Here is a 15,214-nt window from a genome sequence, read left to right as displayed (position 1 = left end):
TTCTTCCGAGAACCCCATACCACCAAAGATTTGAATCCCTTCATCGGCACAATTTTGAACATCTTCAGAAACTGCTACTTTTAATATTGAACACTCAATGGCATATTCTTCAACACCTTTAAGTTCTGCTTCTTGATGCGTGTTTCCTGCGGCATGACGCATTGCAATGCGATCTTCAATATTTTTTGAAGCTCTATAAGTTGCTGATTCACCAGCGTAAGCATCAGTAGCCATTTTTGCTAATTTCACTTTTATAGCGCCAAAATCGGAAATAGCTGTTTTAAATTGTTTACGCTCATTAGCATAATTCACAGCAATTGATAATACACGACGTTGAGAATCTAAACAAGCAGCAGCCAGTTTAATACGACCAACATTAAGGGCGTTCATGGCGATTTTAAAACCTTCACCACGACCAGCTAACATATTTTCCACTGGTACAACAGTATCGTTAAAAAATACTTGGCGCGTAGAAGAAGCACGAATACCTAATTTGTGTTCTTCTTCACCCATTGTAATACCATTAGAGGGATCATTCTCTACGATGAAACCTGTAATGCTTTTATCATCTTCAATACGAGCAAAAACGATCATTACGCTACAAAAGCCAGCGTTAGAGATCCACATTTTTTGACCGTTAATTTTATAGTTTTTTCCGTCTGCGGAAAGTTCTGCCGTTGTTTTACCAGAATTAGCATCAGATCCTGCACCAGGCTCTGTTAAACAATAAGCACCAAACTGCTCACCAGACGCTAATTTAGGAACGTACTTTTGTTTTTGAGCTTCTGTTCCGTATAAGGTAATTGGCATCGTACCAATTCCTGTATGTGCTCCAAAAGCCGTACTAAAAGAACCTGTACCAGATGAAATATAATCACAGGTTAAAACGGTAGATACGAATCCCATTCCCATTCCGCCATAAGCTTCAGGAACAGCAACGCCTAAAAATCCCATTTCACCAGCTTTACGCATCACCTCTTCAGTTAAGGCAAAGTCTTTTGCTTCGAATCTGGCTTTATGAGGTATAATCTCACGATCATTAAACTCCATTACCGATTCTTTCATCATTTGCTGTTCTTCTGAAAAATCTTCAGGTGTAAATACGTCTTCGCAATTTGTTTCTTTTACAAGGAATTGACCTCCTCTTAATATATCTTTTTCCATAATAAGCCCCTTCTAACTTCCCCAAAGGGGAAGAACTGTTATAGGGTAAGTTTTAATTAAACTATATTTTTTCTTTTTGTTTTCATTAGTTCCTTCCCTCTGGGAAGGTTAGGATGGGCTTCTAATTAAGAAACTCAAACACACCACAAGCACCTTGTCCAGTTCCAACACACATGGTAACTGCTCCGTACTTACCTTGCATATTTTGCTTACGCATTTCATCAAATAATTGTACTGATAGTTTAGCTCCTGTACAACCTAATGGATGACCTAAAGCAATTGCACCACCATTGACGTTAATGATATCTGGATTTAAATTTAATTCTCTGATGACTGCTAAAGATTGAGACGCAAACGCTTCGTTCAATTCGATAAGTGATAAATCATCTTGTTTTAAACCAGCTTGTTTTAATGCTTTTGGAATGGCCTTTACAGGTCCAATTCCCATGATTCGTGGTTCAACACCTGCAGCTGCATAGTTAACCATACGTGCCACTGGTTCAAGATTTAATTCTTTTACCATGTCTTCACTCATAACCATTACAAAGGCTGCACCATCACTCATTTGTGAAGAGTTACCAGCTGTTACGCTTCCACCTGCTGCAAATACAGCTCTAAGTTTAGCTAAAGCTTCTTTACTTGTTCCAGCTCTTGGGCCTTCATCTTTCGTTACAGTATAAGATTTTGTTGCTTTCTTTCCGTTGGCATCAATATAGGTTTGTTCAACTTCAATAGGTACGATTTGATCTTGAAAACGATTTTCAGCTAATGCTCTTAAAGCTTTCATATGAGAATTGTATGCAAACTCATCTTGGTCTTCACGAGAGACGTTGAATTGGTTAGCAACCGCTTCCGCAGTATTTCCCATTCCCCAATAATAATCTTCGTGTCCCGCTTTTACAATCGCGTCGTAATTTAATTCTGGTTTAAAACCTGTCATTGGTACGCTACTCATACTTTCTGCACCACCTGCAATAATACAGTCTGCCATTCCGGCTTGTATTTTTGCTGTTGCCATACCAATAGTTTCTACTCCAGAAGAGCAAAAACGATTGACTGTTACGCCAGGGACATCAATCACTTCTAATCCCATTAAAGAGATTAAACGTGCCATATTCAGTCCTTGAGCGCCTTCTGGCATTGCGTTACCCACAATAACATCATCAATACGTTTTGGATCTAAACCTGGCAATTCCTTCATCATATATTTGATGGTTTCTGCTGCCAATTCATCTGTTCTTTTAAAACGGAATACACCCTTGGGTGCTTTCCCAACTGCTGTTCTGTATGCTTTTACTATATATGCTGTTTTCATAGGCCTATCCCTAACCCTTTCCAGAGGAAAGGGAACTATTACGGGTTATTTTAATTGTTATTCTATATTTTTTATCCATCATGTCTCCTTCCCTTTGGGAAGGTTGGGATGGGCTTCTTTTTAATTCCTCAACGGTTTCCCTTTAGTCAACATATGCTGAATTCTTTCCAGAGTCTTACGTTCTGTACAAAGCGAAAGGAAAGCTTCACGCTCTAAATCCAATAAATATTGCTCGCTTACTAAAGTTGGTTCAGATAAATCGCCACCAGCCATTACGTAAGCTAGTTTATTAGCAATTTTCATATCATGATCAGAAATGTATTTAGAATCTTTCATAGAATCTGTACCTACCATAAACATTCCTAAGGCTTGTTTACCAAGTACTTTAACATCTGTACGTTTCACTGGTTGTGTGTAACCTGCATCTGCCATCAACTTAGCATGTGCTTTTGCTACTGCAATTTGACGATCTTTATTAACGACAACAACATCTTTTCCTTGTTGCATCAAACCTAAATCGAAAGCCTCGTAAGCAGAAGTAGAGACTTTTGCCATACCAATAGTTAAAAAGTATTCTTGAAGTGTATTTAATTGTACATCTCCTTTTCTGAAGGTATCAGAAGCTCTTAAAGCCATTTCTTTAGAACCGCCACCGCCAGGAATTACACCTACACCAAACTCTACAAGTCCCATATAAGTTTCTGCCGCTGCTACAATTTTATCTGCATGTAATGAAATTTCGCAACCACCACCAAGTGCCATGCCATGAGGCGCAGAAATTGTTGGGATTGAAGAATAACGCATACGCATCATGGTGTCTTGGAAATATTTTATTGCTGCATTAAGCTCGTCATACTCTTGTTCTGCAGCCATCATGAAAATCATGCCGATGTTTGCACCAACCGAAAAGTTTGGGCCTTGATTACCGACTACTAATCCAGCAAAATCTTTTTCAGCCATATCCATAGCTTTATTTAATCCTGCTAAAACGTCTCCACCAATGGTATTCATTTTAGATTGGAATTCTACATTAAGAATACCATCGCCTAAATCTTGAACCGATACACCAGAGTTTTTGAAAACTTCTGTGGTTTTTCTAATGTTATCTAAAATAATAAATGAATCTTGTCCAGGAATTTTTTCTTGTTGTTTTGTTGGAATATCATAGAAATATGAAGCACCATCTGTAATAGAGTAGAAGCTATCACTTCCAGATGCAATCATATCGTGAACCCAGTCAGCAGGTGCTAAACCCTCAGCTTTCATCATTTCGATACCTTTTTCTACTCCAATGGCATCCCAAATTTGAAAAGGACCATGTTGCCAGCCAAAACCAGCTTTCATAGCATCGTCAATTTTATAGAGTTCATCAGTAATTTCAGGAATACGGTTTGAAACGTATGCGAATAATGCGGCGAAACTCTTTCTGTAGAATTCACCTGCTTTATCTTTTCCTTTTACTAATACCTTAAAACGATCTGTAACATTATCAATCGTTTTTGTTAATTCTAAAGTGGCGAATTTTGCACGTTTAGCAGAACGGTATTCTAAAGTGTTTAAGTCTAAACTTAAAATTTCTTTTTTGCCTTCAGATGAAACTGTCTTTTTATAAAAACCTTGACCCGTTTTACTTCCTAACCAATTATTTTCCATCATGGTGTTGATGAAATCTGGTAATTCAAATAACTCTAAACGTTCATCGTCTTTACAGTTTTCTCTAATTCCGTTAGCTACATGAACTAAAGTGTCTAAACCTACAACATCTACAGTACGGAAAGTAGCAGATTTTGGACGGCCAATAACTGGACCCGATAATTTATCGACTTCCTCAATAGTTAAATCTAAATCCTTAACGGCATGAAACAAACTTTGAATACTAAAGATTCCGATTCTGTTTCCAATAAACGCAGGCGTATCTTTAGCAATAACAGAGGTTTTTCCTAAAAACTGTTCACCATAACCATTTAAAAAGTCTAAAACAGAGGCATCGGTTTTTGGCCCAGGAATGATTTCGAATAATTTTAAGTAACGTGCAGGATTAAAGAAGTGCGTTCCACAGAAATGTTTCTGGAAATCTTCAGAACGACCTTCGCTCATAAATTTAATAGGAATACCAGAGGTGTTAGAGGTAATCAACGTGCCTGGCTTTCTATGTTTTTCAAGCTTTTCAAAAACTTGTTGTTTAATATCTAGTCGTTCTACCACAACCTCCATAATCCAATCTGCATCCTTAACCTTTGCGATATCATCTTCAAGGTTTCCTGTAGTGATTCTATTGGCAAAAGATTGACTGTAAATAGGGGAAGGTTTAGATTTTAAAGAGGCTGTTAGCGCTTCATTAACTAATCTATTTCGAACGACTTTGTCTTCTAAAGTTAAGCCTTTGGCTTGTTCTTTAGCATTTAATTCTCTTGGTACAATGTCTAACAATAAGACATCAACTCCAATATTGGCGAAATGACAAGCGATACCGCTTCCCATAATTCCTGATCCAATAATTGCGATTTTTTTAATTCTACGTTTACTCATCTTATTTTAAAATGTGTTCTTTGTGGTTGTATATCTGTTTGTTTGAAATCATATTATTTATGACTTCTGAAACTTTATAGAAATTTTTTAATTCGTCTGCAGAAACATTATCTCTAATGGTGTCGTTGAAGGTCAGTACTTTTTCTTTCGAATAGGCGCGTTTTTCACGTCCGAATTCCGTTAAAAAAATAAGAACACCTCTACCATCTTCCGGATTTGGTTTACGTTCTATAAGTCCTTTTTCTTCCATAGTTTTCAAAGTGCGTGAAAGACTTGTAGCTTCCATGCCCATTTTTGGTCCTAAAGATGTTGAAGGTGTACCGTTTTCTGGATCAATACTTAATAATGCAAAACCAGTCGCCATGGTCGTTCCAAATTGTAAAGCTTCTTCATTATACATTTTATTAACCGCTAACCATGTGGTTCTTAAGACGTAATCAATGGTTTTATCTTTCATACTTTTAATTGAGAAAATCAAATATAATAAAAAATACTATGCACGCATAGCATTTATGAAAAAATTATGCGCGCATAGTATTTTTGAGGTTGAAACAAAAAAAAAGCACTCCGAGAAGAAGTGCTATTGTATTTAGTTTTTTTAAAACTTAAGCTCTGTAAATTTTATCATACAATTCTTTATAATAGCCTTTAATGATATCGCGTTTCATTTTCATGGTTGGTGTCAATAAACCGTTATCGATTCCCCAAATTTCGGAAGTGAGTTCAAAACGTTTGATGCGCTCCCAATTTCCAAATTTCTCATTGTATTTGTCAACTTCTCTTTGGATGCGCTTAATCACAATTTCTGAACTTGCAATTTCAGCATCAGACGTTCCGATGTTATGCCCTTTATGCTCAATCCAATCTCTTACAAAATCAAAATTGGGTTGTATAAACGCAGCTGGCATTTTTTCACCTTCTCCAATAACCATCACTTGTTCTATAAATAAAGACTGTTTAAGATCGTTTTCTAAAAGTGTAGGAATAATATATTTTCCGCCAGAGGTTTTAAACATTTCTTTTTTACGACCTGTGATTTTTAAGAAACCGTCCGCATCAATTTCACCTTTATCTCCTGTGTGAAAGTAATCGCCTGTCATGACGCTATCCGTTTTTTCTTGATCTTTGTAATAACCCATCATCACGTTAGGCCCTTTGATAAGAAGTTCACCATCATCAGCAATTTTAACTTCAACATTTGGGATCGGTTTACCAACAGTACCTACTTTGTACATGTTATCTCCATAGAAACCAACTGATACTACAGGTGAAGTTTCTGTAAGTCCGTAACCTTCCATAACACGCATGCCTGCTGCACCAAATACACGTGCTAAACGCGGTTGCAATGCTGCACTTCCTGAAACCATAGTGCCTAATTGGCCACCCAAGGCTTCGCGCCATTTGCTAAATATAATTTTGTTGGCAATTTTGAGCTGAAATTCGTACCAAGCGCCATTGGCTCCATAAGGTTCCCAGCGTTCTCCTAAACCAACGGCCCAGAAGAAAAGTGCTTTTTTAATGCCAGTTAATTCTTCGCCTTTCAACATTATTTTATCGAATACTTTTTCGAGTAGTCGTGGTACAACACTCATTAAATTTGGGTTGATTTCTTTAGCGTTGTCACCAATTTTATCTAACGCTTCTGCAAAATAGATTGAAGTGCCTGCATATTGATAGACGTATATAAGGACACGCTCAAAAATATGGCAGATTGGTAAAAAGCTCAAAATCCGTGTTTCTCCAGTATCTGATAATGGTACACGAGGCGAACTGTCTAAGACATTACTCGTAATATTCCAATGCGAAAGCATCACTCCTTTTGGTTTGCCTGTGGTACCAGAAGTGTATATAATTGTGGCTAGATCTTCTGATTTTACAGCATCTTTTCTGGATTCAACTTCAGGTTGATTGCTTTCATCTTTTCCGAGATCAAATAATTCTGAATAGTGTTTACAACCTTTTATTTGGTCAAACGAGTATACCTCTTTTATTTTGGTGTTCGCTTTTATTTTATTGACTTTTTCTAGGACTTCAACATCTGAAACAAAACAATAAATAGCTTCACTGTGGTTGAGGACATATTCATAATCTTCTGCACAAATTGTTGGGTATATCGGAATGTTTTGTGCTCCAATTTGAAGGACTCCAATATCCATAATATTCCATTCGGTTCGGTTTGTAGATGAAATGACAGCGATTTTGTCATTTTTCTGAATGCCCATTTTTAGAAGCGCTCTACTGACAGCATTGGCTTTATTTAGGTATTCCTTGGTAGACATTGGCGTCCAAACACCATTATATTTTGTCACTAATGCCGAATCGTTTGGCTTGTGTTCTAGTTGGTAGTATGCAAAATCGAAGAGTCTTTTTATATCTGTCATAGTCAAATTAGCAATAAATTAGTAAGGTAATTACGAAAATAGGAAAATAAAGCCTATTATTTAGAATACTTTAAAATAAGAGATTTGTTTTTAACAAAATTTTAGTGGTTCTGTGATTGATTGCTAAAAAGAAAGCCGAAAAAATTAATTTTCGGCTTTATAAGTTATGTTTAAAAATTGAAATTCAAGCTGTTTACTTGTTTTCTATCCAAAGTCTAGCATTGACAAATGCTTCTAACCAAGGCGAAACATCATCAGTTCTACCTTCTGGATAATTGGCCCAATTCCATTGAAATGTAGAACGCTCAATATGAGGCATAGTAACTAAATGACGACCCGTTGAATCGGATAACATGGCTGTGTTGAAATCTGAACCATTAGGATTAGCAGGATATTCTGAGTATCCATATTTAGCTACAATATTATATTTATCCTCTTTGTAAGGTAGTTTGAATTTCCCCTCTCCATGAGAAATCCAAACCCCTAAAGTGCATCCTTCTAAAGAAGACAACATTACAGAATTATTCTTTTGAATCTGTACAGATGTAAATCCACTCTCGTGTTTTTTAGAATCGTTATAAGTTAGTTTACCATGAATTTCGTGTTCTGGATTTACTAGATCTAATTCCATCATTAGTTGAGCACCATTGCATATTCCAACTGAAAGTGTATCGTCTCTCTTAAAGAAATCGTTAATGACTTTATTGGCTTTTTCATTGTATTTAATAGCACCTGCCCAACCTTTAGCTGAGCCTAAAACATCTGAGTTGCTAAAACCACCAACGGCTCCTAAAAATTGAATATCTTCTAATGTTTCACGACCAGAAATTAGGTCGGTCATGTGTACATCCTTGACGTCAAATCCTGCCAAATACATGGCGTTTGCCATTTCGCGTTCTGAATTTGATCCTTTTTCGCGCAGGATTGCAGCTTTTGGCCGCGATGCTGTAAGGACAACTCGCGAGTTGTCCCTACGCGAATCCGCACGCGAATCCAAACGCAATACGTCATCTAATTTTCCAGAAAAATCTACTGGAAACACATATTCCAACCTTTGACTCTTATAACTATCAAACCTTTCTTGCGCCAATCCATTTGCCGTTTGCTTCTGATCTAGCAGGAAAGAGGTTTTATACCAAACATCTCTTATTTCTGCTACATCAAAAGAGAAATTATCTTCATTGTTTTTGATGGTTACTAAACCAGAATCATTAGCGGTACCAATATTAAAAAATTCAATATTATTTTCAGACAATACTGTTTCTACTGTAGCGTCGGCTTGAAATACAATACCACAATTTTCAGAAAATAACACTTTTATAGAATCGTCTTCGTTTAGGGCAGAGATGTCAAAATCTGCACCTAAATTTATATCGGCGAAACACATTTCTAATAGCGTTGTAATTAATCCACCAGAAGCGATATCGTGTCCTGCAGAAATTTTATTCGCCTTAATTACATCTTGAATCGTATTAAATGTGTGTTTTACAAATGCAGAATTTTTTACATCTGGTGCATCGTTACCAATCGTATTTAAGACTTGATTAAAAGAGCTACCACCTAATTTATAAGCATCTTGCGATATATTAATATAATAAATATGGTTGCCATTTTGTTTTAATACAGGTTCTACAACTTTTGAAATTTCATTGCAATTTCCAGCTGCGGAAATGATAACAGTACCTGGCGAAATAACATCACCATCCTTATATTTCTGTTTCATGGAAAGGGAATCCTTTCCTGTTGGAACATTGATGCCTAAATCGATTGAGAATTCGGAAATGGCCTGAACGGCTTTGTATAAACGTGCATCTTCGCCTTCATTTTTGCAAGGCCACATCCAATTTGCAGACAGTGAAACAGACCCTAAGTTGTCTTTTAATGGTGCCCAAATGATATTGGTTAAGGCTTCTGTAATTGAATTTCTGCTTCCTGCTTCAGGATGAATTAATCCAGGAATAGGTGAGTGGCCAATGGACGTGGCAACACCTTCTTTGCCGTTATAGTCTAAAGCCATAACACCAACATTATTCAGTGGAATTTGCAAAGGCCCAACACATTGCTGTTTAGCGACTTTACCACCAACACAACGATCTACTTTATTTGTTAACCAATCTTTACAAGCCACAGCTTCCAGTTGAAGGACTTGCTCTAAATAGACCTTTAAATTCTTAGTTTTATATCTTGAATTTTTATAATTCCTTTCAATTGTTTTATCGGTTAAAACCGTTTTTGGCGAGCTACCGAACATATCTTCAAGTGCTAAATCCATAGGTTTGTCTCCTTTGGTTTCAGATTCAAAAGTAAAACGGTGATTTCCTGTAACATCACCAACAGTATATATTGGTGAACGCTCACGCTCTGCAATTTTTTGTAAGGTATCGATGTGTTTTTCAGCAATAACCAATCCCATGCGTTCTTGAGATTCATTACCGATAATTTCTTTTGCAGATAAGGTAGGATCTCCTACAGGTAACTTGTCTAAATTAATTTTTCCACCAGTATCTTCTACTAATTCCGATAGACAATTTAAATGGCCTCCAGCACCATGATCGTGAATGGATACAATGAAATTTTCATCACTTTCCACCATACCTCTTACCGCGTTTGCAGCGCGTTTCTGCATTTCTGGATTAGAACGTTGTACGGCATTGAGTTCAATACCTGAGGCAAATTCACCAGTATCAGCCGAAGAAACTGCAGCTCCTCCCATACCAATTCTGTAATTATCACCTCCTAAAATGACAATTTTGTCACCTTCTTTTGGAATATCTTTTAAAGCCTGATCTGCCTTGCCATAGCCAATACCACCAGCTTGCATAATCACTTTATCGTAACCTAATTTTCTTGCAGGTGACGTACTCGACGCCGAATTCTCTTCGTGTTCAAAGGTTAAAACTGAACCACAAATTAATGGTTGCCCAAATTTGTTTCCAAAGTCGGACGCTCCGTTAGACGCTTTTATTAAAATATCCATTGGTGTTTGATACAACCAAGGTCTGGCTTCAAATTTTTGTTCCCAATGTCTCTTGCCCTGAGCGGAGTCGAACGGGTCTTCTAATCGCGAATAGGATGTCATGTAAACCGCTGTACCTGCTAAAGGCAATGATCCTTTTCCACCTGCTAGTCGATCTCTAATTTCTCCACCAGAACCCGTTGCAGCTCCATTAAAAGGTTCAACTGTGGTTGGAAAGTTATGCGTTTCTGCTTTTAAAGAAATAACAGATTCAAAGTCTTTTGTCGTGTAATAATCAGGAATATCTGCACGTTGCGGTGCAAATTGTTCTACAACGGGTCCTTTTATAAAAGCAACATTGTCTTTGTATGCCGAAACAATGGTATTTGGATTTTGTTTCGATGTTTCTTTTATCAATTTAAAAAGTGATGTCTCTTTTTCTTCGCCATCAATGACAAAAGTACCGTTGAATATTTTATGACGACAGTGCTCAGAATTCACCTGTGAGAATCCAAACACTTCAGAGTCGGTTAAGGGTCTTCCTATTTTTTTTGCAACACCTTCAAGATAATCCACTTCTTCGTCACTTAAGGATAACCCTTCTTGTTGGTTGTAGGTTGCAATATCTTCAATATTTAAGATCGCTTCTGGTTGTATATCAATTTTGAAAATCTCTTGATTCAAACCTTGATATTTTTCAGAAATCATAGGATCGAAATCTTTAAAATCTTCTGAAACTGATTGAAATTCTTCAATTCTTAAAATATCAGAAATTCCCATATTCTGAGTAATCTCAACAGCATTGGTACTCCAAGGCGTAATCATTGCGGCTCTTGGTCCAACAAAAAAAGCATCGATTGATGCTTGTTCTATTTTGGACGCTCCTGAAACAAGTTCTGGATTAGAAAATAACCATTCTAATTTAGAAATGGTTTCTGTTGATAATTCTTTTGTGGCTTGAACAGCAAACACTTTACTGTTTTGGTTTCCGAAGAAATGAATCATTTATAGACTTATTTTGAAGTGAAAAATAAAAGAACAAAGTTAATTCATTTTACGATATGCACTACGATTATTGAATTTCAAATTGTGAAGTATTCAACAAGTTTTAAACAAAAAAAAAGCAACTTTTTAAAGCTGCTTTCTAAATTATTGAACCATCAATTTCTTGGTTGTGATCTTGTGGTCTTGAATACATTTAAAGAGATATACTCCTGATTTTAAATGGCTGATATCAATAGACATGGTTTCGTTAATCTTCCGGATAAAAAGACGTGTGCCTAAGATGTTATAAATTTCAATTCTTGTGTCTCTATTATTCGATATATTAACCGTTACGATATCTTTTGCTGGATTTGGAAATAAGCTCACAACAGATTCTAACTCCACTTTATTAACAGATAAAATTCCCCAGGTATCTTCGGGTTCTTCATTTCCGCCCCAAATTATTTTTGCAAAATAAGGATTGTCTATAAATGGATTACGGCTGCCGTATGTGCCTTCGAGATGATTGTTTCTATTGTTTTCTATAGTAGAAACAGGATCGTCTGCATTCCACTCTAACAAAAGTTGAAGCATTTCTGTAGTCCCTTCTTTAGAACCAATAGCATTAAGATCTGGCAGACAACGCTCACCATATCGCACATACATATACATCATAATCCGTGCAACATCTCCGCGCCACTCATCACCAGGATACCAATTGCCACTGCCTACGTCACCAGAATTTCCTGAACCAGCTGCAAACTTTTTGCTTCCTCTAAAGCCATTACGGTTAACATCACTAGCTCTTAAATTATGAGGATCTGCAGCAATGCCAGTGGTACTATTTGATGCACTTCCCATACTAGGGTTGGCATTAGAACGCACGAAGACATGTTCTCTATTGTATTCGCAATTACTACCTCCAAAATCGTCCTTATCGCGTATGCGTCTGTCATTTATGCCTCCAACACAATCTAAACTATTAGTGAAACCATAAATTAAAAGTACGTTATTTGAGTTAGTTGGGTCTAATTCCATAATCTCAAAATCGTCTCTGGCATCTCCGTAGGTATAATTATCAAAATTTATAAGGTTACTCACCTTAGTTTGAAGTGCATTATACATGTTTTGACCTGTAAGACTAAAATCAATATTATTTTGCCCATTCGTATAATACGCTTGTTGCGAAAAACCAGCAAGACTAATTAATACGACTAATAGGATAGTAAATTGTTTTGTGAACTGCATTTATTGTTTCAAGAGTTTTTTACTAATGGTAGCGTTGTTTTGAGTCAGTTTTATGATATAGATGCCTGCTTTTAAATCTTGAAGATCGACATGACTAGTTTCTGTTATGGTATTCTTATAAACACGTTTACCTAGAATATCATAAATTTCAATATCCGTTTTAAGGCTGGATTTTAAATCAATCGTTAGATTATTTTTAACAGGATTTGGATGCAAGCCGACCGAATTGGTATTAAATTCTTCAACACTTAAAGCTGTATAACAGGTGTAAGACAGATCATCGAACATAACTCTATTGCTCGTTACACTATTACCTTCTATAATGACAGAAACTGTATTTTCGATATTAATATTTGGAATTGTAACCGTCTGTGCCGTATCACTGTAATCTATGGTGCCAACTACTGTTCCGTTGACGTTGATGTTGAAGGTTCCGCTAGAACCGCCAAAGACACGTTGCGTTGTTACTGTTAATGTGCCAATACCTCCAGAGGTTGTTGGTAGTGTTAAGGCTCCGTTTCTTACTGTGATTGCTCTATTGTTTAGTGATTGGTCTGTACGTGAATCTGTAGCACTCCAGTTGCCTCCATCATCACCAGTCCAATTCACATTAGCGTAAGATCCTGAGGATGTTCCGAGGTTTTCAAAAGTTTCTGTTAAACAGTCAGAACCCACAGTGCCATTATTAGTAGTTGTTTCACAACTTTGATTACTGAAATCAGAGTCATTACCAGCTGCATCTTTTGCTTTTATGGTGAAGCAGTAAGCGGTTGCTGCATTTAATCCCGTTGCAGTTGCATTTGTGTTTGCTGTATTAAACGAAAAGGTATTATCAATATAGACATCATATGATAACACAGCTACATTATCCGTAGAAGCCGTCCAACTTAAATCAATACTATTATCTGTAGGATTAGACGCTATTAAATTCGTAGGATTTGATGGTGCTTCCGTATCAGGATTTGGATTCCAAATCAATGACACATATTCAGGAAAATCAATAAACGGATTCCTGTTATTTTGATGGTTGTAAAAAATATTATTATTTCTGTCAATTTCTTTTTGAGACACAGGATCATTAAGATGCCACGTTAATAAAATACTTAAAAAGGTATTTGTAAACACTTGATCGTTGCTACCATTAAACATATCAAAACCAGACCATGCACTAACTTGATCTTCGTAACGCGTTGCGAAATAGAAGTAGATTCGAGCAATATCTCCTTTAAATTCATCGATAGGCTCAAAAACCACACCTGTATAGCCAGCAGAATAACCACTATTAAGATTATTACCAACTTTAGAGCCGTTTTGTGTAGGGTTTGAAATACCACTTTGGTTGACTAACTGACTATTATCCACAACTCCAAATGGGAAATTACTTCTAAAACCATTAACGCGTCCGTCTGATGGTATCAACTCGTGCGCATCGCTGTACATTGGAGTGGCATCATTAAAAACAGAAGCAGGAATGACATGCTCTTTATTATAACAATCACCTTCACTACTGTAATTGCCACATTCATCGCTTACAGGTGTGTAGGTATAAGGATCTGAACCCGTTGGGTTTTCAGAATACATATCTAATATGGTATTACTGCCTGCTTCGTAATAGTTGTCTCTATCATAAGACGCAATAAAACCATCCATCGCATTATAGCCTTGGTCCTGGTGTTGTTCTTCAACGGCATTGCTAATCTCAGCATCATCCGTATTATCAATAATTTTTTTAAGTTGTGTTTTTAACTCATAGCCAGAACCCGTTGCATAGTCGTAATAACCTGCTGGGATTTGGGCAAAGCCAAAACTAGAGATAAAGAAAAGTAGGATGTAAATTTTTTTCATTTTTGGCTTAATTATATCACTATTCGGCAGTCTTTTTTTCTAAAAGGGCCATGTAAAATCCGTCAAAACCAGACTTGTAGGCCAATATTTTTTTGTCTTTTACGAGTGTGAACTCTTTTCCTGATTCCGAAGTTAAGAATTTTTCTACTTGTTTCTGATTTTCTGAAGGTAAAACCGAACACGTTGCATAGACCATTTTTCCTCCAGCCTTTACCATTTTAGAATATTGATCTAAAACATCTAATTGCGTTTGTTTAATACTTTCTATAAATTCTGGTTGTAATTTCCATTTGGCATCTGGGTTACGTCTTAAAACTCCCAAGCCAGAACAAGGAGCATCGATTAACAAGCGATCTGCTTTGCCATGTAATTTCTTAATGGGTTTGGTGGAATCAATCACTTTCATCTCAATATTATGAACACCATTTCTGCGTGCTCTAATTTTGAGTTTTTTCAATTTACTTTCATAAATATCCATTGCAATAAGTTGTCCTTTGTTTTCCATCAAGGACGCTAAATGCAAGGTTTTTCCACCAGCACCAGCACAAACATCAACGACTTTCATACCAGGTTTTACGTCTAAATAATCTGCAACGAGCTGCGATGAGGCATCTTGCACTTCAAACCAGCCGTTTTTAAAAGCTTCTGTTTTAAATACATTAGCACGTTCTACTAATTTTAAAGCAGACGGATGATTTGGTAAAAACTCAGTTTCAATATCCTCAGACTGTAATTTGAGTTGCAGATCTTCTTTAGTTGTTTTAAGCGTATTCACTCTTAATATGACATCTG

Annotated in this window: 9 protein-coding genes; all 9 read right to left on the bottom strand. The window is 36.6% G+C overall.

The window, feature by feature from the left end:
* A partial coding sequence (locus tag AB8B52_RS04835) for an acyl-CoA dehydrogenase family protein (protein ID WP_406025783.1) occupies positions 1-1,164 on the bottom strand: 1,164 nt, incomplete at its 3' end.
* 121 nt (positions 1,165-1,285) lie between these two features.
* Positions 1,286-2,479, bottom strand: a complete 1,194-nt coding sequence (locus AB8B52_RS04830) for an acetyl-CoA C-acyltransferase (RefSeq protein ID WP_406025781.1) — start codon at positions 2,477-2,479, stop codon at positions 1,286-1,288.
* Between the two features lie 120 nt (positions 2,480-2,599).
* Positions 2,600-5,008, bottom strand: coding sequence for a 3-hydroxyacyl-CoA dehydrogenase/enoyl-CoA hydratase family protein (locus AB8B52_RS04825; RefSeq protein WP_406025779.1), 2,409 nt, complete (start codon positions 5,006-5,008; stop codon positions 2,600-2,602).
* 1 nt (position 5,009) lies between these two features.
* Positions 5,010-5,465 carry a MarR family winged helix-turn-helix transcriptional regulator gene (locus AB8B52_RS04820; RefSeq protein ID WP_406025777.1) on the bottom strand — a complete coding sequence of 152 codons (456 nt, stop codon included), beginning with the start codon at positions 5,463-5,465 and terminating at the stop codon, positions 5,010-5,012.
* Between the two features lie 148 nt (positions 5,466-5,613).
* On the bottom strand, positions 5,614-7,389 hold the full coding sequence (locus tag AB8B52_RS04815; RefSeq protein ID WP_406025775.1) for an AMP-dependent synthetase/ligase: 1,776 nt from the start codon (positions 7,387-7,389) through the stop codon (positions 5,614-5,616).
* A 193-nt stretch (positions 7,390-7,582) separates the two neighbouring features.
* Positions 7,583-11,350, bottom strand: coding sequence for a phosphoribosylformylglycinamidine synthase (purL, locus tag AB8B52_RS04810; protein WP_406025773.1), 3,768 nt, complete (start codon positions 11,348-11,350; stop codon positions 7,583-7,585).
* Positions 11,351-11,494: 144 nt separating this feature from the next.
* On the bottom strand, positions 11,495-12,577 hold the full coding sequence (locus AB8B52_RS04805; protein WP_406025772.1) for an endonuclease: 1,083 nt from the start codon (positions 12,575-12,577) through the stop codon (positions 11,495-11,497).
* The gene (locus AB8B52_RS04800) at positions 12,578-14,422 is read right to left on the bottom strand and encodes an endonuclease (protein WP_406025770.1); all 1,845 of its coding nucleotides are present in this window, start codon (positions 14,420-14,422) and stop codon (positions 12,578-12,580) included. It lies immediately after the preceding gene.
* A gap of 19 nt (positions 14,423-14,441) precedes the next feature.
* A partial coding sequence (locus tag AB8B52_RS04795; protein WP_406025768.1) for an RsmB/NOP family class I SAM-dependent RNA methyltransferase occupies positions 14,442-15,214 on the bottom strand: 773 nt, incomplete at its 5' end.

Source organism: Winogradskyella sp. (genome assembly GCF_045105575.1).
Taxonomy (GTDB): Bacteria; Bacteroidota; Bacteroidia; order Flavobacteriales; family Flavobacteriaceae; genus Winogradskyella.
This window is presented reverse-complemented; position numbering and strand designations above follow the sequence as displayed.

Coding starts and splice junctions, on each gene's coding strand:
- AB8B52_RS04830 (WP_406025781.1), bottom strand. CDS start 2,479: ATGAAAACAGCATATATAGTAAAAGCATACAGAACAGCAGTTGGGAAA.
- AB8B52_RS04825 (WP_406025779.1), bottom strand. CDS start 5,008: ATGAGTAAACGTAGAATTAAAAAAATCGCAATTATTGGATCAGGAATT.
- AB8B52_RS04820 (WP_406025777.1), bottom strand. CDS start 5,465: ATGAAAGATAAAACCATTGATTACGTCTTAAGAACCACATGGTTAGCG.
- AB8B52_RS04815 (WP_406025775.1), bottom strand. CDS start 7,389: ATGACAGATATAAAAAGACTCTTCGATTTTGCATACTACCAACTAGAA.
- purL (WP_406025773.1), bottom strand. CDS start 11,350: ATGATTCATTTCTTCGGAAACCAAAACAGTAAAGTGTTTGCTGTTCAA.
- AB8B52_RS04805 (WP_406025772.1), bottom strand. CDS start 12,577: ATGCAGTTCACAAAACAATTTACTATCCTATTAGTCGTATTAATTAGT.
- AB8B52_RS04800 (WP_406025770.1), bottom strand. CDS start 14,422: ATGAAAAAAATTTACATCCTACTTTTCTTTATCTCTAGTTTTGGCTTT.